A 26,680-nucleotide genomic window follows, 5' to 3' on the forward strand; every position below is an offset into this window, starting at 1 on the left:
TCTATGAATAGAAGACAAATTTTTGCCTTTGTTGCTGTAACAGTTGCTAGCTTGCTGTTAGCAATTGGCTTACCATTGGTTACTCCTTCGCCTTTGTTAGCACAGTCAAATACCAGCTTACTCGTGTCTGCTGCCGCCAGCATGAAAGATGCTCTGGAAGAAATTAAGCCTATTTACCAACAAGGTAAAGCAAATGTCAATATTAGTTACAATTTTGGCGCTTCTGGAGCCTTGCAGCAACAGATTGAACAGGGTGCGCCAGCAGATATCTTTATCTCTGCTGGCAAAAAGCAAGTGGATGCTTTAGAGCAAAAAGGACTACTGGTTCCGGGTACTCGTGCCAACCTCGCAAATAACCGTCTGGTATTGATTGTACCGAAAGATGTTGTTGGCATTACTAGCTTTTACAATCTGACAGATACCAAAATTAACAAAATTGCGATCGGAGAACCTAGAAGTGTGCCCGCTGGGCAATATGCAGAGCAGGTGTTAAAGAAGTTGGGTATTTTTGATAAAGTCAAGTCCAAATTTGTCTTTGTTAACAATGTGCGTCAAGCCTTGGCAGCAGTAGAAAGTGGTAATGCCCAAGCGGGTCTAGTTTACGTTACTGATGCTAAAATTTCTAACAAAATAAAAGTCGTAGTCGCTGCTGACGACAAATTTCACTCCCCAATTGTCTATCCAATGGCAGTGCTCAAAAGCAGTAAAAATGTTGATGCTGCCAAGGAGTTTGTTCAGTTTTTATCTAACAGTCAAGCTAAGGTTGTACTCAAAAAATACGGATTTATTGTGAGTTAATAATCAGTAATAAGCTTTGTTTGAGATATTTCCCCCGCAGGGGGAAATATCAGGTGTATAATCTGCTTAAATTAACTTAATAATTACCCTTATTAAATCCAATACAGAATTTTACTGAATCTGGTAAATCGGACTGTTGGCTACTGAATATTAACTGCAAGCCAGCCAATTAATTGATAAGAAAATATTTTCTTAAAAGGAAAATACGAGAATAAATAGTCGTTCCTGATCTCTGACAGCGAATTGATTCAAGAAGGCGTAACCTTACTTAATATACTAATTTTCATCACCTGATTGATTCTGAAAATATTGCATCTCTTGAAGTAGGAATAAAAATCAGTATATTTTTGGAAAAAAGCACAAAAATCTAGCGAAAAAATGTGTGCAGTTATACAATAAATCCAAATTAACTGTTATATGCTAGCAAAGCCCTTTACTTTTACACTTTTGGCAATTTACCGCCAAAAAAGCACCAGAGCGATAGGGAATTACCCGTGAGCAAGTGCGATTGACGTCCATCAAACGCAATGCTTGTAAAACAGCATAGGTGACTTCCTACGCCCTGCTTATTTAATTATCATTTATTCAATAACGTTGGTACTACTGGGGCTTGAGTTGATAGCTTTGGAGCCTCTACATTTCAACCTGTCTCGGATGATTCTTAGCTAGTACACATCCTTGATCAATGGGGTTGTGCGTAGACATGTAAGCAGTAACTTACCGTTATTAAATAATATAAATAGATATTACAGTATTTTTCAGTTGAGTAGACTACAAAAACTAGACTTAAAATGTCCGATCGCTCCATCCACTATTAAAATCAATTTGCTGGGGTACTCAGCTAAATTAAAATCTTGGAGTTTTGCTACTCTGTGCTTACTACTTCTGTGTCACCGACTATCAACGCCCTGAAACAAGCTACCAGTCCTGCTTGGATCGAACAAGCGATCGCAAACTTAGATATCATCCTACTCGACCACTCCCACTGTGAACGCAAGGCAGCTGGCGTAGCTTTAAACTTCATGTTTCGTTACCCTTCCAATACTAAAATGGTACGGGAGTTAACAGCGATCGCTCGCGAAGAACTAGAACACTTTGAGCTAGTCAATCAATGGCTAGAACGTCGGAATATTCCCCTGGCTCCTCTACAACCACCTCCCTACGGTGCGGGTTTAAGAGCTACTGTGCGTCCCAAAGAACCCGATAGATTTTTGGATTCCTTACTAATAACTGGCTTAATAGAAGCTCGCAGCCACGAACGCTTGGGATTACTAGCTAATCACTGTCCTGAGCCAGAATTAGCAAAATTTTATCGTGGCTTAATGGCATCTGAGGCGCGACACTACGGTATATACTGGGTTTTAGCTGCTACTTACTTTAACCGTGAGATTGTCATGCAACGGCTTGATGAATTGGCAATTATCGAAAGTGAGTTGCTAGCAACTTTGCACCCAGAACCTAGAATTCATAGTTAGTAGACTAACGCAACAGATATGAAGCTTCAGTTATCACACCTGAGACTGCTTGTCGCCAACTACAAAGATTCTTTTCTGTTTTACCGCGATTTGCTGAGATTTGATGTCGATTGGGGCGATGAAAATAGTGAGTACGCTGAGTTTAATACCGGATATGTCAAGCTGGGTTTATTCAAAAAAGAATTAATGGCTCAAGTCGTCCCCAGTGTTGAACAGCCTTCGTATGTAGCCAATCGAGACAAAATTGCTTTGATTTTCGCAGTAGATAACGTCGATGAAGTTTATCAACAAGTAAAAGATCATCATGCGATCGTTGTGACTCCACCTCAAGATCGCCCAGATTGGGGAATCCGCACAGCTCATTTTCGCGATCCTGATGGCAATCTGATCGAAATTTACAACAATTTGGGCATCGTAAATTAGAAGTTTGCTACTAGCAATTATCTAATGTTTAAACTACACTTTGCTGACTAAGTGGTGTTTGTGTAAGGATAAAATTTTCTAAAGATGACTAAACTATTGGGTCATTGGGTTAGATTCCCGAATTCTTAAAGAATTCGGGAATCTTGCTGTTCGTACAAACTTAACCAAGTTAATAAAATTAAGATGATGATTACTGGGATTAATCACATTAATCTATCTGTCAAAGATCTGGAAGAATCTTTCCAGTTTTACAAAGAAGTTTTAGGATTTAAGCCTATAGCAAAGTGGAAAAAAGGCGCTTATCTTCTAGCAGGTGATTTGTGGTTTTGCATTTTTTAAGATGACAACACCAGAGAATCTCAGTTAAAAGAGTATACTCACATCGCTTTTAGCGTTTCTGAACAAGACTTTGAAAAATCAGTGAATGTATTAGAACATCAGCCAAAATTTGGCAAGAAAATACCAGTTAAGGTGCATCTCTCTACTTTACAGATCCAAACCATCACAAACTAGAGATTCATACCTCAGATTTAGCTACACGAATTAAGATAACAAAAGAACATCCTTATGAAGGGATGGTATTTTTTGTTTAGCGCTTCCGAAGCTATAGTAATTAAAATGAGAAATCATTATCGCGATTTTTTAATTCGTAATTGGGAAGAGAGCGATCGCACCAGAGCCGCCGAAGTCATCAGTTATGTACTATCAGAATATGGTCTGGGTTGGGAACCCAACGGCGCAGACCGAGATGTAGTGCAAGTGGAGGAATATTACTTAGCAACTGGCGGCGAATTTTGGGTAATTGAACACCAAAGCCAGTTAGTAGGTACTGGGGCATACTACCCTATACATCGTGGCGAAAAAGCTGTAGAAATCCGCAAAATGTATCTTTTGTCCAGCGTTAGGGGTTTGGGATTGGGGAAATATTTGTTACAACAGCTAGAAGCAGCGATCGCAGATCGTGGTTTTCAGCAAATTTGGATTGAAACTGCCAGTGTGATGGTAGAAGCAGTCAAACTGTATGAAAGCAATGGATACAACCTGACAACAGGTGTAGAAACAACACGGTGCGATCGCGTCTATGTTAAGTCACTACGCTAAGGTCATTAGTCATTAATTTTCGACAAATGACAAATGACAAAGCGCAAAGTCTGAGCGGTTCGCGGAGCGTCTCGTAGAGAGGCTTCCTCCGATCAGAACTTTGTAAGAGAGGACAAATGACAAATGCACACTTGGACTAAAAATCTTACAGGCTTACTCAATCTTTTCCTTCAATCCCATTGCCCTCTGTGCCAACGCGCAACTTCCCAGGAATTTTGTCAAAACTGTACCAGACAACTGCAAAACTTTCACCATAAAAACCCTAGTTCTTTGTGGCGAGAGCCATTACCAGTATTTGGCTGGGGAGCGTACGGCGGTTCTCTAAAAAGAGCGATCACCGTGATGAAATACGAAAACCAGCCCCAAATTGCTCGTCCTTTGGGTCAATGGTTAGCACAAGCATGGTTATTAAATTTACCAAAAGGTTATCAACGACCTGTGGTAGTTCCTATCCCACTGCACGCCACTAAGCAAAAGCAACGTAAATACAATCAGGCTGCATTAATAGCACAAAGTTTCTGCCAAACAACTGGGTTAAAATTGAAACTAAATTATTTAGTAAGGGTGCGAGAGACTGAAGCGCAGTTTGGCTTATCGGCGGGTGAGCGAGAAAAAAACTTGGTTGAAGCTTTTGCTGTTGGGCAAGAATTTCGTCACCTTTCAGATGTGCCAGTGCTGTTAGTGGATGACATTTACACAACTGGTGCTACTGCCAGATCTGCTGTGCAAACACTTCGTCAGCGTGGAATTGTAGTCTTAGGTTTGGCAGCTGTAGCCACTGCCGTAAAAGACAGATAAATCAAGAATTCCTAGGCAAACTAGGCCCAGTAACTCTATAATCGACCAAATTACTTGTTTGTGTGTCAATATTGCTTGAAATTTATGAATAAAGGTTTTGCGGCGGGTTTGAGAAAAGTCATCATCGTTCCTGCCACATTATTGGCAATAAGTATAAGTACAAGAGCAGCTGTTGCTCAAAATAAGTTGTATAGTCCAATCCCATTAATTAATACTACTGAACTTTCCGATACACTCTCTGACAAGGATATACCCACAGGTCAAGGTGGGTTTGCCCGTGATTACACTGTGAAGTTGGAAAAGGGCGATAATCTAGCGGTCGATCTTTCATCTGAGAGCTTTGACAGCATCATCACACTGTTAGCACCTGATGGCTCAACACTAGCAGAAAATGATGATGGCCCCGATGGTAGCAGCAATTCCCTACTGTTTACCCGCATCAACGAAACAGGGACGTATATCGTTCGCGTTCGGTCTTTTGGGGAAACTGGGGTTGGGATTTTTAAACTTAAAGTGACAAAGTTGCAACCGATTAAGTAGGGTCAAGGGTCAGGAGATAATATTTATTCTCCCCCATTCCCCATTGCTTAAAAAGTGGTCATTACGCAGAGAAATAAGGCTTCAGTCCACTCAACGACTGCGCCGTAGGTATCTCCAGTCTGTCCACCTAATTTGTGATTGAACCATGCACCAGTGAGAGTGGCGATCGCACTCCCTGCAATAATCATGCCTAGCGCCAAAAATAGGCGCTTTTTATCTGTCAGCAAAAGTAAACTACTCAAACCTATTAGTAACAACAGTCCTGGTAACACATCTTTGTAAGAACGAATGGCTTGTTTGTGAAACGCACCTTTACCCGTTGGTTTTAGATAAGGATAGCGGGCGATCGCCAATTGTTGTCCCCAACGCCCCCACCCGCAAGCAGCCATCAATACTAGCCAACGGTTTTCTGGCATATCCGTTAAAGCTGTTGTTTTTAGTAGTAGTATGGCGATCGCTGCCATTGCCCCAAACGCACCTGTGGCACTATCTGCCATCACCTCCAGTCGCCTGTTTGGATCGCCCACTGCTAACCCATCGGCAGTATCCATTGCCCCGTCTAAGTGCAGTCCTCCAGTAATGGCAACCCAAACACACACTACCAAGGCACTACGAGTTAATACTGGCATACCCAGATAATTCATCCCCGTATCCAATAACCCTAAAATTCCCCCAATCAGCAGCCCTACAAACGGAGCAAAACGCGCCACCCCTCGAAAGTCCAATTCATCCAAATTTGGTAGTGGAATAGAAGTATAAAATATAACGCTAGCTGCCAGCTTTAACAGTAGTTTTTTCCGCCACTGTTGCTGTTTAATCATAATTGGCATCCCTGTAATACTGAGTTGCACAGATGTTAAATAAGGGTTAAAAAAGAAATATAAAATAGAAAATTAGACCTCTTGCAAAAGTCCGAAAATTATTAGTGTCATTCTAACTAGAACGTAGTGGAGGGTAACCCTATGGGGAAGCAAGCTACGCATAGCGTTCCGCAGGAAAGAATCTCCGAGATGTTTCGCTCCGCTCAACATGACAATTTAAGCATTTATGCAAGAGGTATATTCTATACCTTTCCCCTTTCCCCCAAAGATATTGGGTAATTACCACACACTTCAGTTAAAGCTTTAAATAAGATTTACTTGTATTAGAGATTCTTTCTCAAAATTTTGTTATGCTGTTCTCAGTGATATCCAAAAAAATTTGGGTATAATTTTTTACAAAATGTAAATAACTCAAAAAACCACAATTCCATCAGTGATCTTTTTGTTTTATATTCTTTAACTAAGAACTTGCTCCAGGCTGTTAGACGATCGCCCTACAAAATTGATATTTTTTTAGATGTAGGGATTCAACAAGCTGTTCAATTGACTGTTTAGCTGTGTTGTCGCGCTCCTTTGCTCAATTGCTATTTCCTTATGAGTCACCATCTACCCGACACCAGGATACCAGCTCCGTGCATCGTTAACACGGGCATCATTGTGAATAAGCTCGACATGCGGCGGTTGCTAGCTGATTTAGGTCGAGTCCACTACATCTACACCCACGGAGATCAGCTATTGAGCGAGGGTGAAGGGGATGTGATGGAAGTTTTTGCTAATCCACAAAGGTCTACCCTAGTCGCTAACAAGGCACTTTATCTGAATGTTTTGAGTTTTGATTACCTGGAACTCAAACAATCCCCGCAACAAGAAACTTACCTTGATTTGATGCAAGAAGGCGTGTGTCTGCGGCTGGTTCCTCACTCTACCCCTTTGCAAGAGCGACGAGACAGGAGCTTGAATGTCAGCGCTATAGAGGCGATGATGGAGCAAGTACTCTCAGCCCGATGGGATGCAGAAATTGACGACGATAGTTCTGATTCTTTCTAAATAGCGACTGATAGAGCATATACTTTAAAAGTTGGTAATAGGTTAGTAGTGATCACTGTAATGGCGTGGCACAGCTAAAATAGTGCATTAGCTTTCCTCTTGTGGGATGGGCGTCTCGCCCGTCCGGTGCGGGCTAGAAGCCCACACTACAAGAAAATTTATTGCAACATTTTACCTCTCCCACGCCAGTAATGTGTACTAAAAGTCAATTACCAATTTTTATGTTTGTCCGTAATTTAGCGAAATAGCGTTAATTTTGCCTTGAGTGCCAATTTTTCTTTTCAACGTCTTGCTCAATGTAGCCAAACAAAAGCTAGAGCCGGGGTATTTTTCACTCCTCACGGTCTTGTAGAAACCCCCAGATTTATGCCAGTTGGGACGCTGGCAAATGTCAAAACTATCACCCCGTCTCAGCTACGGGAAACTGGGGCGCAGATGATATTGTCCAATACCTATCATCTCCACTTACAACCAGGAGAAGCAATTGTAGCTGGGGGTGGCGGACTGCACAAATTTATGGGTTGGAATGGGCCGATGCTCACCGATTCTGGTGGGTTTCAGGTCTTCAGTTTGAGCGAAATGCGAAAAATTTCTGAAGAAGGTGTAACGTTTCGCTCACCCCATGATGGACAAATTATTAACTTGACACCAGAGCGCTCCATCGAGATTCAGAATACTTTGGGGGCTGATGTCATTATGGCATTTGATGAGTGTCCGCCCTATCCAGCTAGTCGTCAAGAGGTAGAAACCGCAACTGAGCGCACTTACCGCTGGCTAGAACGCTGTATAGTGGCTCATCAAAGTAGTGAGCAGGCATTGTTTGGGATTGTGCAGGGAGGCGTTTATTTAGATTTGCGCTGCCGTGCGGCTGAGGCTTTAGCTAAGTTAGATCTGCCTGGATATGCCATTGGTGGCGTGAGCGTGGGAGAACCACCAGAATTGATGGCTCAGATTGTGCAAGTCACAGCGCCGCTTCTACCACCCGAAAAGCCGCGTTATTTGATGGGCGTGGGTACTTATCGGGAAATGGCGATCGCGATCGCATCTGGTATAGATTTATTTGATTGCGTCATTCCTACCCGGTGGGCCAGACATGGCACAGCAATAGTCCAAGGCGATCGCTGGAATTTAAAAAATGCTAAGTTTCGTGAAGATTTTACGCCTTTAGATGAAACTTGTCCCTGCTACACTTGTCAAAATTTCAGCCGCGCTTACATATCTCATTTAGTGCGATCGCAAGAAATCTTAGCTTACACATTGTTGAGCATTCACAACATCACCGAACTAATTTGTTTCACCCAAAAGATCCGAGAAGCAATCTTAAGCGATCGGTTTGTTGCAGAATTTGGACACTGGCTGAGTGAAGCAGACGGAGTAGAGGAGTGGGAGAGTGGGGGAATAAATATTGACTCTTGACCCTTGACTTTTGACTCTTGACAAATGCCCAATACCCAAACCGTGTTAAGATACATCTCAATTATGAAAGCTGTGTTGGATAGGTGGATTTAAACGAACATGGAAGCAGCACTTTTATTGGCAAAATTGCCTGAAGCTTACCAAATCTTCGACCCCTTGGTGGACGTTCTCCCAGTCATTCCCGTATTCTTTTTGTTGCTTGCATTCGTTTGGCAAGCAGCCGTAGGTTTTAGGTAAGTTAATCTCTTACCAACTTTTGGGACAGGTATATTACCTGTCCTATTTTTTTGTGGCATCATTTTTTTCGTAAGTTTATATTTCTTAATATTTTGCAATGAATTAACATAGTTAAGTAAGATGTGAATCAAATCATCTTAATACAAAGCTTTGAAAGTTAAGCTTACATAACAGTCAAGAGGAATCAGGTATGGGTAATATCAAATTTGTTAAAGAAAATAAAGAAGTAATAGCGGCGGATAGTGCTAATCTGCGGCTCAAAGCAATGCAAAATGACATTGATATTTATACCTTGATTGGCAAGATGACAAATTGCGGTGGCTACGGTCAGTGTGGCACTTGCATTGTTGAGATAGTCGAAGGATTAGAAAATCTTTCTCCCCGTACAGATGTAGAAAACCGGAAATTCAAGAAAAAGCCAGAAAATTACCGCCTTGCCTGTCAAACTTTAGTTAATGGTTCCGTCAGTGTAGTCACGAAGCCTTAAGTTTTGCAGAGCATCTGTAGTTAGTGTTTGAGGAAGTAGAAAATTTGGGCTAACTCTGTCATCGATGATGCTATCCTAAAGTTGTTGACTGGAAATCTAAGAGAGGCTTTCTTGCCATGCAAGTTAATGACCTAGGGTTCGTAGCGAGCATTTTGTTCGTACTAGTTCCCGCTGTGTTTTTACTAATTCTGTACATCCAAACTGCTAGCCGCGAAGGTGGAAAAGATAATTAATAGTTTGTGTATAAAATAAAAAACCTCTACACCATTGGTGCAGGGGTTTTTGTTTATTAAGGATGTTTAAAAAGCTAGATAATAGTAGATAGAGACTCAAAAAAGTTTTCATAGACAAGTGTCTGGCTTAACCAATATCCTGCTCGTCCTTAAATTTAATCATTGTTTGTATGATTTCACTGTCTCATAATCTAAAAAATAAACTATCCCAACCCTTAAAAATTGGCTCATTCGAGGTAAAAAGTCGAGTTCTCCAATCGCCTTTATCTGGGGTTACAGATATGGTATTCCGTCGCCTTGTGCGTCGCTATGCCCCAGATTCGATGATGTATACAGAAATGGTGAACGCTACAGGGTTGCACTATGTCAAGCAGTTACCCAAAATTATGGAGGTAGACCCCAACGAACGCCCAATTAGTATTCAGTTGTTTGATTGTCGTCCAGATTTCCTAGCTGAAGCAGCGATAAAAGCAGTTGCGGAAGGCGCTAATACTGTTGATATCAACATGGGATGTCCGGTAAATAAAATTACCAAAAATGGTGGTGGTTCTTCGTTATTGCGACAACCAGAAGTAGCTGAGGCTATTGTGCGGGAAGTGGTAAAAGCTGTTGATGTACCAGTGACAGTGAAAACCCGTATTGGCTGGAATGACAAGGAAATCACGATTCTCGATTTTGCCAAACGCATGGAGGATGCAGGAGCAAAAATGATTACGGTGCATGGACGCACCCGCGCCCAAGGGTACAATGGCAATGCCCGTTGGGAATGGATTACCCGCGTTAAGGAAGTGCTTTCTATCCCAGTGATTGGGAATGGGGATATTTTCACTGTTGAAGCGGCGGTAAAATGTTTAGAGCAAACTGGCGCTGATGGCGTAATGTGTTCCCGTGGGACTTTAGGTTATCCGTTTTTGGTGGGAGAAATTGATCATTTCCTCAAAACTGCGGAAATGTTACCACCGCCAACCCCAATTCAGCGCTTGGAATGTGCTAGAGAACATTTGCAAGCTTTATGGGAATATAAAGGCGATCGCGGTGTACGTCAAGCCCGCAAGCACATGACATGGTATGCTAAAGGCTTCGTCGGTGCTGCTGATTTACGCGGACAGTTAAGTTTGGTGGAAACGGTCGATCAGGGTTTGCAGTTGATTGATCGAGCTATTGAAAAACTGGCTAATGGTTATGAGCTAGAGGAAGAGATAGAATCTAACTTAGCGTTGGTATAACAAAGATTTTAGGGTTTTACGCCAAGACTTTGCATCTTGGCGCTAAATAATTCAATCTAAAAAAGACCGAGCAAACCTATATATAAATTGCCAATTCTGCGTCAAATCTTTTTTAGGGACGACGACGCAAATATCCTTCCGCTTCTAACTTTTGCAAAGCTCTTTTAGCCGCTGCTATTCCATACTTTTGACCAATTTCTGCTGATTCCTGCGAAATTTGAGGAAGAACACTAATTGTTTTTTTGCCTAAAGGTGTTTCATAAAACGCAATCATTTGTTTTATCTCTTCATTAGTGAAATATTTCGCATATACAGGAATTAATTCATTCATCAGCTCATTTGGCTTGAGTTCTGCCAGAAAAGTATCCCAAGCTTTTTGAGGCACTTGCGGATATTGAGGCTTTAAGGTATCTACTAATTGAAGCATTATTTGCCGAGAAAGATTTTCTGAACCAGTTATCTTGAGTAATTGTCTGATGTTATTAGTTTTTTCTATTTCTTGAGTATTAGTCGTAGGTGCGGTTGGATTCTTTGGAATCTGAGAAAAAGCAACTCCATTAAAAATAGTAACTATTGAAAGTACTACTGCTGAAACTAAAAGTTTTATCTTCATGTACTTTAAACCTATTAGTATTAAGTAGAAGGGCTTAATTAAAGCAAAGCTTGTAGTAAGCGGCTCTAGCCCTTAAGAACCTTGTATAGAGCGATAAATCGCTCACTACGAACAAAAGTTTTATCTTACATTTAATTACGTCTACCTACTTACTCATTATTTCACTACCTTTAATGTATTTAGGCTAGGGTCTGCACAACCGCTGATAAATCCTCCCATCACCTGGATTTGTTGCAGGTAGTCAAGAACCGATTTGGTAATCATTTCTCCTGGCATTAAAACAGGAATTCCTGGAGGATAGGGACAGACAGTTTCAGTACAGATGCGATCGCTTGTCTTTGCCAAAGGTAGTGTTTCACTAACAGCAAAAAAAGCTTCACGGGGAGAAAAATGCCAAGAATATCCCATCGTACTTACAAGATTTTGACAAATGGGAGTTCTTAAAGTCAAGTTGTGGCGATATTCTTGGGCAAGACTAGTGAAACCTTGCACTAATTGCTCAATATCGGCATGGGTGTTGCCCAAACTAATGATAAAAGTAAGATGTTGCATTGATGAGAATTCGGCAGTAACACCCAATTTTTCATCCAGAATTTCATCTGCCTCAAATCCAGTTAAACCCAAATTAGAAACTGTGACAGTTAGCCGCGTTTGATCTAAAGCTACAAAACCAGATAAACTTATCTCCTCTCTACAGACAAGAGGAGTAGATAATCCAGGAATTTGGTTAATTCTGGTTCTAGCTTCTTGTGCAAGTTGCAAAGTGCGAGACATCAGCATGTTTCCCTGCAATGCCATTTGCTGACGTGCTGCATCCAGAGAAGCTAAAAGTAAATAACTAGGACTAGTAGACTGTATGAGCTGCAAAGCTTTACTGATGCGATCGCTATCTATCCTATGACCTTGGATATGCAACATCGATGCTTGTGTTAAAGCACCAAGTACCTTGTGAATGGATTGTACAGTTAAATCAGCGCCACAGGCTAAAGCTGGGGTGGGTAATTCTGGATGAAAAGCGAAGTGTGCGCCGTGGGCCTCGTCTACGAGTAAAGGGATATTGTATTGGTGCGTAATGTGAGCGATCGCGCTCAAATCGCCACAAACACCGTAATATGTTGGGTAAACTACCAAGACAGCTTTGGCATCAGGATGTTGTTGGAGTGCAGATTGTACAGCACTAGGCGTAATGCTGTGGGCAATATCTAAAACTGGATCATATTCAGGATTAACAAAAATTGGGATAGCACCAGAGAGAATTAAACCCGCGATCGCAGAAGAATGCACATTTCGAGGCAGAATGATTTTATCGCCCGTGCCACAGGTAGCGAGAATTGCCGCCTCCACTCCACAGGTAGAACCATTGACTAAAAACCATGTTTGTGAAGCGCCAAAAGCCTCAGCCGCCAGTTGTTGTGATTCTTGGATAACGCCTTGGGGTGCAAACAGATTATCTAAATCAGCTAATTCGGTTAAATCAGCGCAAAACACAGCTTTACCTAGTAAATCAACTAATGATTGAGAAATGCCTTTACCTTGCTTATGTCCTGGGGTGTAAAAAGGAGCGTGGGGACGTGCTGCATTAGCTTTTAAGGCGTTTAATAAGGGTGTTTGGTTTTGATTTAGCATTAGTCTCTAGCAAAAGCCAACGTTTTAGAGATTAACCTGTTTTGCACTTTTATATCCTTATACCAATTTAAAAAAACAATGTAACAGATAGACCATGTAGAGACGTTGCAATGCAACGTCTCTACCAAAGGATTTGTTACAATCATTAATTGAATCGGTATTATTTAACAGTTTTAGCCCTTAAATTTTCACCCATTTCAAAACCTTTGGGTCTTTGTCGTATTGGTAGGTTCCGCCATCCTTAGTAGTGATGGATCTTCCTTGGCTTGCCCTACTTCTGATCGTAGTAAGAGAATAGTCTGTTAATGTTTTCATCTCTTGATGAGAAAGCCTGACAATTGTTGCTGTTGCTGCTGAGATTTCTGGTTCTATTTGAAGTTCATTGTTAGAGAAAATATCTATTGTTATTTGAGCTTTTTCAGGTGGATTAATGACAATTGCTTTTTGCAGTTGATAATCCTGTATAGAAATAAGTTGCCAATTAGAATCTTCTGAAAGCTCTAAAACCCATTGATGGTAATTAAACAAACTTTCCCTATGTCCAACGCTAATAAAAGTTGTTTGCGTTTCTTGTAATTGTTTGTATAAATTTCCTTCGTTATTCAAATCCAAAGCACTCGTTGCTTCATCTAATATGGTGAAGCTAGGACGTGTAATTAATAGTCGTGCGAAAGCGAGGCGTTGTTGTTCTCCTAACGATAATATATTTTCCCAAGGAACCTCTGTGTCAAAGCCATCCACGCGGGTAAGCAAGTTTTGCAGATTTACTTGTTGTAAAACTTCTTCGAGTTCGCGATCGCTTATTTTTCGGTCTGTATGCGAATAGAGTAACTGTTCGCGCAAAGTTCCCAAAATTATATAAGGACGTTGGGGTAAAAATAAGACTTCTTCTAGGGGAGGTCGCACCAGACGGCCAGTTCCCGCATTCCACAAACCAGCGATCGCTCGCAATAAAGAACTTTTACCTCGACCACTAGGCCCAACAATCAATAAACCTTTTCCTAGCTGAACAGACAATGATAAGTCTTCGACGATTACCTGTTCATAGTTGGGCGTTTGTAAAGTGACATCCTCAAAAGCCAGACGTTTTTCTTCTATTGTTTTAATAGTACTTACATTCTCTGGTTCTTTGGTAACAGCTTCTAACGCATCTGAAAACTCAGTTAAACGCTCAACGTAACTCGAAAATCGTCCTGAAGTTCCAAATTCATTGATTAATGTTGCCAGCGCACTAGCAAATAGATTGGCAGCCATATTAGCTTGGCTAACTTGGCCAAAATCAATTTCATCCTTCATATATAAAGGTGCAAGTACTAAAAAAGGAAATATTTGGATAAGGGCCTGATACCCTCGGTTAAAAATTTCCTCATTTCTTTCCCAATTAATCTTGCGTTGAACATTTTTAATAACCTGATCAAATCTCCGCCCAATTATATTTGATTCTTGATTTTCTCCTCGAAAAAAAGCTATTGATTCAGCATGATTACGAACATGAGTTAGAGAATAATTATAATCGGCTTCAACTTCAAGTTTTTCTTGATTAATCTTATTTAATTCTTGAGTTAAGTAAAGAGCAATTAAATTTCCTATGATTGTATAAACAAGTAAAACAGATGCAACGAATTGAGAAATTGACCAAAGAATTGTTAAAAAAATCATCATTTCCAACACTTTTTCTAAAAAAGTAGTTGAAAAACTAAAAAAAGTTCTGGTAACAGGTTCGATTTCTTGAGCTAGACGTTGGTCTGGGTTATCGATATCAGATTTAAAATTGATTTTATAATAGGCGCGATTACGCAAATATTTTTCTAAAATGTGATTATTTAACCATTGATACCAATCAAGAGCAATTTTCTTTCTAACAAATTTAGAAAATCCTACCAAGAGTGTTACGCAGAAAAGACCAACGGCGTAAAGTGATATCGTTTGAAGAAAGCTAGAATAATCTTTCTCTTCAATAATATCGATTAGATCGCGAGTAATGAAGGTATTAAAGGCGGTTACGCCCACAAGCGCCATTACTAATAATATCAGGAGAGCTAGCATCCCCCAAGCACGAATCACGTCTGAAAATGCTCTGCTCCCTGCCTTTGTTGGATACCAGTAAGGCCCTGCGATCGCTTTTACGTTTTCCCAAAATTGAGTAAAAGCCGAAATAAAAGAAGGATTTTTTGAAGGTTGATTAGGAAAAACTTGAATTTGCATATAGATTAAATTGTTTCACACAAAGCCGTTTTAGAGTTAATAGTCGATGAATTAAATTGCTGAGGTAATTTTATTTTTTCTGTGAGTAAAATAGAACTAGATGTAGCTGTTTCTAATAGCTGAGAAAAGTTTTGAGCAATAGTAGTTAAAGGATCAATCGCTTTTATAGAATCAATTTTATTGAGTTTGAGAGATTTTGTGAATAAATGAAATTCTGTACAACCAGAAATATAGGAACGAGTATTATATTTATGTAATAATGCTTGGATATCTACAAGAATTGTGAGTGGGTCTTGTCCGCGTTTAAGAACTCGATAAATCAGCTCATGAATTGAGTATTGGTCTTTTTCAGATAGAGAAATAATCCGATTTGTAGCAGCACAGCCTTCGTGAAACAATTTTTTATGGTAAGTGCCTGTGCTTGCCAGCAAAAGGGCAGGTTCATCATGTTCTTGAAGTTGTTGATCTGCGATTTTAATTAAGGAAATTACTTTATTAGTAAGATGTTCTGGGATATGAGGCAGAGCATAATGAGATGTACAACAGCCAATCACTATGCGGTCAACCAATTTATTGAGATTTTCTAGATGCAGTTGAATAAAATCAATAAATTCTCTTTCATTTCCATTATTAATTGAACTTGTGCGATCGGGTGCAGAAGGAAGTGAGAACACAATGACGTTGGGTGCTTCTTGTTCCTTGTCAATAAACTGGTTATATTCATAAATAGATTTGAGAAATTCGGCAGTAACTACAGGCCCCATACCACCTAAAACTCCAAGCATTGGTAGTTTTTTATTCATAAATATTCTTTAAATCAGTGATTGCAACGATTTAGCGGCGAATGGCTTATACCAATTCGTAATTACAAAACTTGGACAGAATCAGGCTTTATGGGTTTGAATTTATTGCCGAATTTTGGAGAAGCTTGTGCTTGCTGGATGAAGACTTTCAACCGTTCGGCTAACACCTGGACGTGGGGTTCAGCCATCATTGTCACATGATTGCCTGGCAGAAAATCGACATTCACTGGTTCGCCAGAAAATTCATTCCAGCCCAAGGTTGAATCTTGTAACATCTCATCAGGTAATTTTCTAACGTAATTTTCTCCAAGAGGTTCGCTGGCACGTAAAAGCGTAATTTGGTCAGGATAAATATGTTGTGGTACGTAATCAATGAGAGAAAGAGAGTTAGCTTTATAGGCTTGCATCATATTTTTTAGCTGCGTAGTTTCAGCGTTAGGAGGTAGCATATTAACCATTTTCAAAAGCTGTAAAACATATTTTAGTTGCTCGTCCACGGGCAGCGATCGCAGAGTATTGTAAGAAATGTCCATCTTCGTTGCCAGCGTCACTTCTACTATTTTGATCAAGTCAATCAGCCACCTAGCATGATCCCAATCAAGACAATCAAGACGTGTTTGCCTTTCATTAGAGGTTGGTGCGGTAGTATCAATAATCACAAGCAGTTCTACCTGATGTCCCTGAACCTGCAACTGTTGCGCCATTTCAAAAGCTACTTTGCCTCCAAAAGAATGCCCTCCCAAAAAGTATGGCCCTTGCGGCTGAACAGCTTGGATTGCTTGAATATAATTACAAGCCATATCCCGAATTTGGGTGGCTGGCGCTAATTCTCCATCTCGATTGTTTAGTTGAAAACTATACAACGGTTGATCTGCTCCTAAATAACGCCCTAAGTGATACAAGTAGAAAGGCTCGCCACCAGCGCCGGGCACGCAGAAGAAAGGTAAATTTGCACCGTTTGGCTGAATTGGTACTAAGCAAGACGAATTTGAGCAATCTGAGTCTATTTGCACAATTGTCGCCAACTGTTCAATAGTGGGATTTTGGAATAGGCTTGCCAAGGGTAACTCTTTGCCAAACTGTTGCTTAATTTGAGCCATTAAGAAGGGAACTAAAAGAGAATGACCGCCAAAGTCAAAAAAGTTATCTTGTACTCCCACTTTGTCAATTTTGAGAATCTTTGACCAAATTTGCACCAATTGCAGTTCTAATTGGTTACGGGGTTCGACAAATGTGCCTGAGTTATTAATGTGAGAAGGTGCGGGCAAAGCGCGGCGGTCTACCTTGCCGTTGGGTGTGAGTGGCAAGCTATCTAGGAAGACAAAACTAGAAGGAACCATATACTGTGGCAACTTCGTGGAGAGGAAGTTGCGGATTTCATTAATAGTGGGTGCTGAATGCTGATTTGGGATGATGTAAGCCACTAAGCTTTGCTCACCAAAAGCATCTTCACGGGCAGTCACTACAGTCTGATGTACAGATGGGTGTTGTGCTAATGCTGTCTCAATTTCCCCAAGCTCAATACGTATGCCGCGAATCTTGACTTGATGGTCTTGGCGACCAATAATTTCTAGGGAACCATCTGGAAGATAGCGTCCGCGATCGCCTGTATAGTACAGTAAATCCTGGTCGTCATTGCGAAAATGGTTTTTGACGAATCGAGAGCGCATTTCTGCTGGGGCATTAATGTAGCCCAAGCTGCGGAATGGTGTTCGCAAAATAATCTCTCCCAGTTCTCCAATGCCACACAATTGCTGATTTACACCCAAAACTAGTGCTTGAGTTTCAGGTATTGCCCATCCTGCTGGCTGTATTCCTGGTGTCGGTTCGCTAGGTACTTGGTAGTAACACTTAACTAAAGTTGTCTCTGTCGCCCCATAAAGATTGATGATTTCTCCTGCTTGGGGAAAAGCATCTCGCCACCGCCTTATCAGTGTTTCCTTAAGCGGTTCTCCAGAAAAGAATAACCAGCGTAAGTGACGCAGAGAAACTTCTTTTGGTACATTAGCTAACCATGATTGCGCTAAGCAAGGAACTGTATGTACAACAGAAATCTGCTCGCGTTCCAAGTAACGCAGGATTTTCGTCGGTTCTAAGTTATCTCCTTGGGCTGGCAGACATAAGGTTGCACCACTAGTTAAAGGTAAGAAGATATCTCTAAGGATGGCATCAAAGGAAAGTTTTGTTAATTGGGCAATGCGGTCTTGCTGACCAATTCCGAAGATCTGACGCTGCCAGCTGATAAAATGCGCTATCCCTTTGTGACACCCTAACACTCCTTTCGGAACGCCAGTACTACCAGAAGTAAAGAAAATATAGGCTGCATCATCACTAGATATTTCCGGCAGGGGTATTGTCTGACTGCTTTCCTGGCGATAATTTATCGGTTCTGCCGTGTCTTTATTTATACGTATGACAGTTAGAGACTGCCATATCTCCTCGCCTTGTGGGTACTGACCATCAATATCCAATATGTATTTAGCTTTAGCTTCTTTGAGTATCAGCTGTTGGCGAACGCTTGGAAGTTGGGGGTCGAGAATCAGTAGTACTCCTCCACTTAAAAGAACGGCAAGTATACTGGTAATCAATCCAAAACTAGATGTCCCATACAAGGCGACGACATCTCCCCGTTGGATTCCGTGACTCAGCATCACCCTGGCTAAGGTTTGGGAGCTTTTGCCTAATTCCCCATAGTTCCAAGTGCGAGAGCCTTGACGCACTGCTGAGAGTTCTGGGGTGCTATTTACCCAAGAGGTAAACGTGGTTGTGACTAATTCGTATTCTGGTTCTGGTATGGCTTTTGTGGGATCTGGCAGCAAAAATCGGGCTTGTGGTGTGACAAGAGAATAAGAGGCGATACCTTCTCTACGAGAGGCTCCGCCAACGGTAAGCTGCGCTAACGCACTATCAGGCTCGACAACAATTTGATTCAGCAAATGATGGAACTGTTGCAACATTTCCACCATTCGTTGTGAAGTAAATAGGTCAGAATTGTAGACTACTTGCAGAGTTATTCCTTGTTCGTGTTCTGCAACATACAAGCTTAAGTCAAACTTGGAAGCTGCTTCTGGTATCGATATCGGTTCTAAAGACAACCCAAAAAGTTCCGGTTGAGTGTCTGCCAAGTTCATTAAATTAAACCATACTTGAAACATTGGGTTATGGCTGAGATTTCGTTCTGGCTGCAATGCTTCCACCAACATTTCAAAAGGCAAATCTTGATGAGAGTATGCTCCCAAAGCCACTTCTCGCACCCGTGATAATAGCTGCCTAAAACTAGGATTACCATCCAAGCGGGTACGCAACACAAGGGTATTGACAAAAAAGCCAATTAATGGTTCTACTTCTGCACGATTACGGTTAGCGATCGGTGTTCCTATGCAGATATCATCCTGCCCACTATAGCGCCATAGCAATATTTGGAATGCTGCTAACAACGTCATAAATAAAGTCACACTTTCTGTTTGGCTCAACTGTTTGAGTGCAACAGTCAGTTCTTTTGAGAGTGCAAACTTTTGATATGCCCCGTGGTAAGTTTGCATAGCTCCTCTAGGTCGGTCTGTCGGTAGAGAAGATAAAGCTGGTGCGTTGGCTAATTGTTGTTGCCAGTAACTCAGTTGCCTTTGCAGTACATCCCCTTGCAACCAGTTTCGCTGCCAAATTGCAAAATCTGCGTACTGAATCGGCAATGGCGCTAAGGGTGACAGCTCACCTTGAGAATAAGCATTGTACAGCGATGCTAACTCTTGGATAAACACACCCATTGACCAGCCATCCGAGACAATGTGATGTATGTACACTAACAAAGCGTGTTCTGTTTGAGACAGCACGACTAAAGTTGCCTTGATTAACGGTTCATCTGCCAGGCTAAAAGGTTGAATGGCTTGTTTCTGCACTAATTGCTGTATGGCAATTTCTTTTTCACTTGTTGGTAGATCTTCGCAGTTAATAATTGATAGTGTCCAATTCGTTTTTGTTTGGATAACTTGAGTTGGTTGTCCATCAACTGTAAGGAAATTGGTGCGTAAAGCTTCATGGCGACCAATGATTGCTTGTAAACTTTGTTCTAAGGCAGGTTGATTGAGATTTCCTACTAGACGCACAGTTAAGGGCATATTGTAGGAACCACTGCCCGGTTGCAGTTGGTCTAAAAACCACAAACGCTGCTGAGCAAATGACAATGGTAATTGAGCATCCCTTGCCCGCCTTAAGATTGGTTGAGAAGTTAGTTCTAATTTCTGTTGCTGCAACTGCCCAATCAGATACCCTAATTCGGCAACTGTGGCTGCGGCAAACAGGCTACGCAAAGGTAATTCTACTTGGAAAATGTTGCCAATACGTGATAGCAATTGTGTTGCTAGTAACGAATGTCCCCCCAGTTCAAAGAAGTTATCATAAATACCCACTTGCTCCACTTTCAGCACTTGCGCCCAAATTTGTGCCAGCATTTCTTCAATCGGTGTGCTTGGGGCAATATATTTGTTTTTGGGTTCGCTGTGTAAATCTGGTGCAGGTAAAGCGCGGCGGTCTACTTTGCCGTTGGGAGTGAGTGGCAGATACTCCAGAATAACTATTGCATTTGGCACCATGTACTCTGGGAGTTTTGCCTTTAGGAAGTGCCGTAGTTGATTGATTGTGGGTGTACAGTGCTGATGCAACACCACGTAGGCGACTAAGCGTTTATCACCTGGGATATCTTCACGGGCAATGACACAAGATGCCTGTACATCTCCATGTTGACTCAGTGCTGTTTCGATTTCGCCCAACTCAATGCGGAAGCCGCGAATCTTAACTTGATTATCTATACGTCCTATATATTCAATGTTGCCATCGGGTAAATAGCGTGCTAAATCCCCGGTTTTATATAATTTTGAATTTTGAATTTTGAATTTTGAATTGTCAAAGGGGTTGGAAATGAACTTCTCTTGTTTTAATTTCGGGCGGTTGAGATAGCCTCGTGCTAATCCTGCGCCACCAATGTGCAGTTCTCCTGGTACACCTACGGGAACTGGTTGTAAGTTCGAGTCGAGAATGTAGATTTGTGTGTTGGGAAGGGGGCGACCAATGGGAACCGAGGACAAGGCATCACACATCTGGGCAGATAAGGGACAGCCACTAGCTTGAATTGTTGTTTCTGTAGGTCCGTAACCGTTAATTAGCTGGGGGGAAGTTGCAAACTTATATAAATCTGCATTTTGTTGTATGTATTCGTACCACAGTTTGATTTTTTCTGGTAATAATCTTTCTCCACCAATAGTTATTAGTCGTATCGGTGACAAACTCTTGTTTGTTCGAGCCAGTTCTGTAACTAACTCATGCCAGTAAGCTGCTGGTAGATTGAGTACGGTTATTTGCCAACGCTCAATTCCTTCCATCAAAGCGAGCCAGGAATTCAACATTTGTTCTGTCCGCAACACCAGTGTGCCGCCAACACTTAAGCAGGGATAAACATCTTTAGCGAAGACATCAAAACTAAAAGAACTAAACTGGAGGATGCAATCTTTTTGGTTAATCCCCCATTGTGTTACCTCAGCTTTTGTAAAGTTGACCAAAGACTGATGCTCAATCATCACTCCTTTTGGTGTTCCTGTAGAACCAGAGGTATAAATCACATAAGCCAGATTAGTTGCTTGTAAATTACTAATGAGATTATCTTGACTTGACTGAGTTATGCTCTCCCACTGTGTATCTAAACAGATGAGTTTCGCTTGATGCTCAGGTAGTCTGTCAACTAGATGCTGTTGAGTAAGCAACACTGAAACTTGAGCATCTTTAAGCATAAAGTGCAAACGTTCAGTTGGATACTCTGGGTCAAGTGGCACATAAGCACCACCCGCCTTGAGAACCCCCAACAGCCCCACGACCATTTCTATAGAACGCTCTATACAAATGCCCACTAACACATCAGCTTTTACACCCAAAGTTCTTAGATAGTGCGCCAACTGGTTAGCGCGGCAGTTCAATTCATGGTAGGTTAGTTGTCGATCGCTAAACACAACTGCCACTGCATCGGGTGTGCTATCAACCTGCTCCTCAAACAACTGATGGATACACTTATCACGGGGGTACTCAACTTGAGTATCATTCCACTCGACAAGTAACTTTCGTTGTTCTGCTTCTGTCAGCAGAGGCAATTGAGAAATCAATTGCTGTGGGTTAGTAACAATGGCTTCCAGCAACGTCACAAAATGCCCTGCCATCCGTTCGATAGTGCCTGCATCAAACAAGTCAGTGTTGTACTCCCACATACCCACTAGTCCAGTGGCAGTGTTCTGCATGACTAAGGTAAGGTCAAACTTTGCCGTTGCGCTTTCTGTTGGCAAAGAACTTACAGTTAAACCAGTAAGTTCTACTCCAGACGCAGGTACATTCTGGAAGCCAAACAACACTTGGAAAAGTGGTGTATGACTGAGGTCGCGTTGTGGCTGCAATGCTTTGACCAACTCCTCAAAGGGTAGGTCTGGATGAGCGTAAGCTTCCAGTGTCACTTGCCGCACTCGACTTAGTAACTGCTGAAAACTGGGGTTGCCTGACAAATCTGTGCGTAATACTAAAGTGTTGACAAAAAAGCCAATTAACCCTTCTATTTCTAGGCGATCGCGGTTAGCAATGGGTGTACCTACTACAATATCATCGGAGCCTGTATAGCGATAAAGCAAGGTCACAAATGCTGTGAACAGCGTCATGAACAGGGTGGCTCTCTCTTGCCTACTGAAATTGGCAAGTGCTTCACTCAATTCAATTGGCAGTTCTATATATTGACGCGCCCCCCGGAAACTTTGAACGGCTGGTCTGGGACGGTCTGTGGGTAATTCTAGTAAAGTGGGAGCGTTTTTAAGTTTTTGCTTCCAGTAATTAAGTTGTGTTTGCAGTATCTCTGTTTGCCACAATTGCCGTTGCCAAATCGCAAAGTCGGCATACTGAATTGGTAACTTAGGTAACTGTGGGGACGAATTATTGCACACAGCCGAGTAAATGCTGGCTAACTCCCGCATCAATACGCCTGTTGACCAACCATCAAAAACAATATGGTGTATTGTCAGTAGCAAGACGTGTTCTACTTCTGTGATTTTAACTACAGAAGCTCGAATTAAAGGAGAGCTAGCGAGGTCAAATGGTCGAGTAGCTTCTGCTGTGGCTAATTGCCCAAGAGTGATTTCTCTTTCAGGTAATTCTGTTAAGTCTACTACTGGCACAGTTAAGGTTAAGCTTTCAGTAATTACCTGGACTGGCTGCTCGTTGATGGTGCGGAAGTTGGTACGTAAGGTTTCGTGGCGAGCGATAATTTTGTTGAGGCTTTGCTCTAGTGCCACGATGTTCAAGTAACCATGAAGTCGTAGAGCTATTAGTTCATTGTAGAAGGGGTTATCTGGTTCTAACTGATTCAAGAGCCAGATTTGTTCTTGGGCAAAAGATAGAGGTAATTTCTGAGTGCGATCGCTTTTGATTATAGGTAAATTAGTGTTGGTGGCAATTACGTTTTTCTGTTCAAGCAACAAGATAAGTTCTGCTTTATTCTTAGCTAGTAAGTCACGAGTTTCTGCTGTCAATACTCCTTTTGGAGCATTAACACGCAACTGCTCACCGTCAACCCACAACTTTACACCTTGCTGAGAAAGTTCAGATACAAATTGCTTGATATTCACAGAAATTACCTCCATACCTGGTTAGTAGATGGGAGCATCCCAAATGTTTTGTTTTTAAACGCAGAGGAGCGCAGAGTTTTACGCAGAGGGGCGCGGAGGGTTTTTGAACTTATTCATATTGCGATTTCTTCTCTATCAATTTTTTGTTGCTCTAGCTTTAGTGAGATGTCAGCTATTGTGGGGGATTCAAATAAGCTTGTTACAGATAATTGAATAAAAAAAGTATTTCTTAATCGGGTTATAAATTGAACACCTATTAACGAATCTCCTCCTAATTCAAAAAAGTTGTCATGGATTCCTACTTGTTTAATTCCTAATAATTTTTGCCAGATATCGGCAATTTTTTCTTCAAGTTCATTGCGGGGAGCTATATATGAATTTGGCAAATTGGGTCTGGAGTGAGGTGCGGATAAGTTTTCTGGCTGAAGATTATCTAACTTTGGTGAAGGTGTAGTTTTGAGCAGCTCATCGCTATATTTTTTTGGTGGTTCAATCCAGTAACGTTGGCGTTCAAAGGGATAAGTTGGTAAGGGAAGACGATAATATCCATCCTGACTATAAAATCCCAACCAATCTACTTTGACACCCGCTAGCCAGAGTTGACCTAATGTGGCGAATAAAACATGATTATCGGATTTTTTTTCTTGAGGATGGCGTACCGAAGTCAACACCGTTTGTGTGGCTGTTTTGTTTGGATGTATTTTGATTAATGTAGTTAGTGTATGTCCTGGCCCTACTTCTAGTAAGACTTGCTCTGGTGTTGCTAATAATTTCTCTACACCAGAGGCAAACAGCACTGTAGAACGCAGATGTTGAGCGTAATAGTCAGGATTTGTGGCTTGGGTGACTGTAATCCAAGTACCAGTTAGGTTGGAGATATAAGGAAGTTTGGGGGGATTTAAAGTAACTTTTTTAACTCGCTCTGCAAATGCCTCTAAGATTGGTTCCATCATTTGGGAATGGAAGGCATGGGAAGTATGCAAACGACGAGATTCAATCCCTTGAGTCGCAAGTTGATTTTGTAGTGCATCTACGGCAGATGTTGAACCGGAAATTACACACTGCGAAGGTTGATTAATCGCGGCAACAAAAAGGTCTTGCCCCAGTAAGGATTTTACCTTGTCTACGGGTAGAGGAACTGAAAGCATTGCCCCAGTGGGAAGTTGCTGCATCATCTCCCCGCGTGCTGCTATCAAAAATAAGGCATCTTCTAGGGAAAAAACTCCTGCTAGAGTTGCTGCTACATATTCGCCAATACTATGACCGATCGCAGCTTGTGGTTCTACTCCATAAGACTGCCATAATTGAGCTAGGGCGTATTCAATGACAAAAATAGCGCTTTGGGCAATGGCTGTTTGTTGAAGTTGCTTTAATGCTTCATCAATCTGTTCGTCACTGGGGTAAAGGATATGACGTAAATCTAGCCCTAGTAGAGGTTTAAGGATTTCCGAGCAATAATCAACTTGTTCTTGAAATACTGTCTCGGTTTGATAAATTTCCCGCGCCATGTTGACGTATTGAGAACCCTGACCAGGAAACATAAACACAACAGGTCGTTCTGTAATCTCTGTATAATTGGTAAAAACTTGTTGGGCTGCTAAGTTACTGAGAGCTTTAACAGCATCTTCTAAGTCTTGACAAATCAGCATCCGTCTGTGATTAAAACCCCGACGACCACTATTGAGGGTATAAGCTACATCACCTAAGTTAAGTTCTGGATGCTCTTTTAAATGCGTGACTAAATTAGCTGTTGCTTTCTCAAGAGCCGTAGCAGTCTTAGCCGACAGACACAACAATTGATAATTTCTCTCCTGCTCCCTGCTCCCTGCTCCCTGCCCCCTGCCCCCTGCCCCCTGCTCAAAAACAGGTGCTTCTTCTAAAATTACATGAGCATTAGTACCCCCCATCCCAAAAGAACTAACCCCAGCACGGCGAGTGGTGTTATTTGTTTTCCATTCCGTCAGGGTTGTATTGACATAAAAAGGACTGTTAGCAAAATCAATTTTGGGATTAGGTGTATCGAAATGTAAACTAGGAGGTAGCATTTGATGTTGCAGTGCTAATACCGTTTTAATCAAACCTGCGACACCTGCTGCTGTATCCAAATGTCCTAAGTTGGTTTTTAGCGAACCAATAGCGCAGAAACCTTTTTTATCGGTAGTTTGATTAAAAGCTTGAGTTAAAGCGGCGATTTCAATCGGATCTCCTAAAGGTGTGGCTGTGCCGTGTGCTTCGATGTAGGAAATTGTTTCGGCATCTACACCAGCTATCGCTTGAGCTTCGCCAATGACTGCGGCTTGACCGCTAACACTGGGAGCAGTGTAGCCGACTTTCATTGCGCCATCGTTATTAATCGCCGAGCCTTTAATGATTGCATGGATGTGGTCGCGATTTGCGATCGCATCCTTTAATCTTTTCAATACCACAATCCCAGCACCGCTACCACCAACAGTTCCTTGTGCTTTTGCATCAAAACTACGGCAGTGTCCATCAGGAGAAAGGATCATTTCCGGTTGATACAAATAACCTGTTTTTTGTGGAACGCCCAGAGACACTCCACCAGCCAACGCCATGTCACATTCACCATTTAAAAGACTTTGACAAGCTTGGTGAACTGCCACCAAAGACGTAGAACAGGCAGTTTGCACATTTACTGCTGGCCCAGTCAAGTTGAGTTTATAGGCAACCCGTGTTGGTAAAAAATCTTTTTCGTTGGAAACTATTAATTGAAGAGGGTCAATTTTTTCTAATAATTGATGATTAGAATATATATTTTTTATCAAATAATGATTCATCCCCACACCAGCATAAACCCCTATCAAACCATTGTAAGTTTGTGGGTCATAACCAGCCTTTTCTATTGCCTCCCAAGCTAATTCTAAAAATAGGCGTTGTTGTGGATCTATTAACTCAGCTTCTTTAGCATTATAAGCAAAGAAATTTGCATCAAACAATTCAATGTCTGATATAACAGGACTAGCTTTTACATAATTAGAATTACTCAGCAAATCTGGAGAAACACCAGATTCTAATAACTCTTCATCGGTAAAACTGGAGATAGATTCTACGCCATCATGTATATTTTGCCAAAAAGACTCAATATCTTTTGCTCCAGGAAACCGACCAGCAACAGCAATTATTGCTATTTCTGAATTGTTATCGTTATAGACTAAAATCATTGTCAT

The 26,680-nt window shown here is 41.5% G+C and carries 20 protein-coding genes; 13 read left to right on the forward strand and 7 right to left on the reverse strand.

Going from position 1 to position 26,680, the window contains the following annotated elements; genetic code table 11:
- The first annotated feature begins 3 nt into the window (after positions 1 to 3).
- From modA to HCR01_RS14500, 7 genes are all read left to right on the forward strand, one after another.
- The gene (gene modA, locus HCR01_RS14470; RefSeq protein WP_193196859.1) at positions 4 to 798 is read left to right on the forward strand and encodes a molybdate ABC transporter substrate-binding protein; all 795 of its coding nucleotides are present in this window, start codon (positions 4 to 6) and stop codon (positions 796 to 798) included.
- Positions 799 to 1,670: 872 nt separating this feature from the next.
- Positions 1,671 to 2,273 carry a tRNA-(ms[2]io[6]A)-hydroxylase gene (locus HCR01_RS14475; RefSeq protein ID WP_193196860.1) on the forward strand — a complete coding sequence of 201 codons (603 nt, stop codon included), beginning with the start codon at positions 1,671 to 1,673 and terminating at the stop codon, positions 2,271 to 2,273.
- 18 nt (positions 2,274 to 2,291) lie between these two features.
- Positions 2,292 to 2,696 carry a VOC family protein gene (locus tag HCR01_RS14480; protein ID WP_193196861.1) on the forward strand — a complete coding sequence of 135 codons (405 nt, stop codon included), beginning with the start codon at positions 2,292 to 2,294 and terminating at the stop codon, positions 2,694 to 2,696.
- Positions 2,697 to 2,882: 186 nt separating this feature from the next.
- On the forward strand, positions 2,883 to 3,035 hold the full coding sequence (locus HCR01_RS40790) for a VOC family protein (RefSeq protein ID WP_226889354.1): 153 nt from the start codon (positions 2,883 to 2,885) through the stop codon (positions 3,033 to 3,035).
- 279 nt (positions 3,036 to 3,314) lie between these two features.
- Positions 3,315 to 3,797 carry a GNAT family N-acetyltransferase gene (locus tag HCR01_RS14490; protein ID WP_193196862.1) on the forward strand — a complete coding sequence of 161 codons (483 nt, stop codon included), beginning with the start codon at positions 3,315 to 3,317 and terminating at the stop codon, positions 3,795 to 3,797.
- Positions 3,798 to 3,920: 123 nt separating this feature from the next.
- A complete protein-coding gene (locus HCR01_RS14495; protein WP_193196863.1) occupies positions 3,921 to 4,595 on the forward strand; it encodes a ComF family protein in 675 nt (224 codons plus the stop codon).
- 84 nt (positions 4,596 to 4,679) lie between these two features.
- Positions 4,680 to 5,135 (forward strand): PPC domain-containing protein, encoded by a 456-nt coding sequence (locus tag HCR01_RS14500; protein ID WP_193196864.1) that lies wholly within the window; start codon positions 4,680 to 4,682, stop codon positions 5,133 to 5,135.
- A 47-nt stretch (positions 5,136 to 5,182) separates the two neighbouring features.
- On the opposite strand, the gene cobS is transcribed toward HCR01_RS14500, so the two are convergent.
- Entirely contained in the window at positions 5,183 to 5,956 is a 774-nt protein-coding gene (gene cobS / locus HCR01_RS14505; RefSeq protein ID WP_193196865.1) for an adenosylcobinamide-GDP ribazoletransferase, read from the reverse strand.
- A 594-nt stretch (positions 5,957 to 6,550) separates the two neighbouring features.
- On the opposite strand from cobS, the gene HCR01_RS14510 reads away from it, so the two are divergent.
- From HCR01_RS14510 to dusB, 6 genes are all read left to right on the forward strand, one after another.
- Complete coding sequence (locus HCR01_RS14510; RefSeq protein ID WP_193196866.1) at positions 6,551 to 7,003, forward strand: hypothetical protein; 453 nt, start codon at positions 6,551 to 6,553, stop codon at positions 7,001 to 7,003.
- Between the two features lie 261 nt (positions 7,004 to 7,264).
- A complete protein-coding gene (gene tgt, locus HCR01_RS14515; RefSeq protein ID WP_193196867.1) occupies positions 7,265 to 8,419 on the forward strand; it encodes a tRNA guanosine(34) transglycosylase Tgt in 1,155 nt (384 codons plus the stop codon).
- 99 nt (positions 8,420 to 8,518) lie between these two features.
- Positions 8,519 to 8,656 (forward strand): photosystem II reaction center protein K, encoded by a 138-nt coding sequence (locus HCR01_RS14520; RefSeq protein ID WP_006195022.1) that lies wholly within the window; start codon positions 8,519 to 8,521, stop codon positions 8,654 to 8,656.
- 190 nt (positions 8,657 to 8,846) lie between these two features.
- Positions 8,847 to 9,143, forward strand: coding sequence for a 2Fe-2S iron-sulfur cluster-binding protein (locus HCR01_RS14525; protein ID WP_193196868.1), 297 nt, complete (start codon positions 8,847 to 8,849; stop codon positions 9,141 to 9,143).
- 116 nt (positions 9,144 to 9,259) lie between these two features.
- Positions 9,260 to 9,376 (forward strand): photosystem II reaction center protein PsbM, encoded by a 117-nt coding sequence (psbM, locus tag HCR01_RS14530; protein WP_193196869.1) that lies wholly within the window; start codon positions 9,260 to 9,262, stop codon positions 9,374 to 9,376.
- A 170-nt stretch (positions 9,377 to 9,546) separates the two neighbouring features.
- Positions 9,547 to 10,602 carry a tRNA dihydrouridine synthase DusB gene (dusB, locus tag HCR01_RS14535; protein ID WP_193196870.1) on the forward strand — a complete coding sequence of 352 codons (1,056 nt, stop codon included), beginning with the start codon at positions 9,547 to 9,549 and terminating at the stop codon, positions 10,600 to 10,602.
- 112 nt (positions 10,603 to 10,714) lie between these two features.
- Here the strand turns inward: dusB and HCR01_RS14540 are convergent, their stop codons facing one another.
- The 6 genes from HCR01_RS14540 to HCR01_RS14565 form a co-directional block, all read right to left on the reverse strand.
- A complete protein-coding gene (locus HCR01_RS14540; protein WP_193196871.1) occupies positions 10,715 to 11,215 on the reverse strand; it encodes a DUF2059 domain-containing protein in 501 nt (166 codons plus the stop codon).
- A gap of 156 nt (positions 11,216 to 11,371) precedes the next feature.
- Entirely contained in the window at positions 11,372 to 12,841 is a 1,470-nt protein-coding gene (locus HCR01_RS14545) for an aminotransferase class I/II-fold pyridoxal phosphate-dependent enzyme (protein ID WP_193196872.1), read from the reverse strand.
- A gap of 180 nt (positions 12,842 to 13,021) precedes the next feature.
- Positions 13,022 to 15,046: an ABC transporter ATP-binding protein/permease gene (locus HCR01_RS14550; RefSeq protein ID WP_193196873.1), complete on the reverse strand. Its 2,025-nt coding sequence runs from the start codon at positions 15,044 to 15,046 to the stop codon at positions 13,022 to 13,024.
- 5 nt (positions 15,047 to 15,051) lie between these two features.
- Positions 15,052 to 15,849 (reverse strand): aspartate/glutamate racemase family protein, encoded by a 798-nt coding sequence (locus tag HCR01_RS14555; protein ID WP_193196874.1) that lies wholly within the window; start codon positions 15,847 to 15,849, stop codon positions 15,052 to 15,054.
- Between the two features lie 62 nt (positions 15,850 to 15,911).
- Positions 15,912 to 23,495 carry a non-ribosomal peptide synthetase gene (locus tag HCR01_RS14560; RefSeq protein ID WP_193196875.1) on the reverse strand — a complete coding sequence of 2,528 codons (7,584 nt, stop codon included), beginning with the start codon at positions 23,493 to 23,495 and terminating at the stop codon, positions 15,912 to 15,914.
- Positions 23,496 to 23,608: 113 nt separating this feature from the next.
- Positions 23,609 to 26,680 (reverse strand): type I polyketide synthase, encoded by a 3,072-nt coding sequence (locus tag HCR01_RS14565; RefSeq protein WP_226889345.1) that lies wholly within the window; start codon positions 26,678 to 26,680, stop codon positions 23,609 to 23,611.

Origin of the sequence: Nostoc sp. MG11 (assembly GCF_014904695.1) — a bacterium.
GTDB lineage: Bacteria > Cyanobacteriota > Cyanobacteriia > Cyanobacteriales > Nostocaceae > Komarekiella.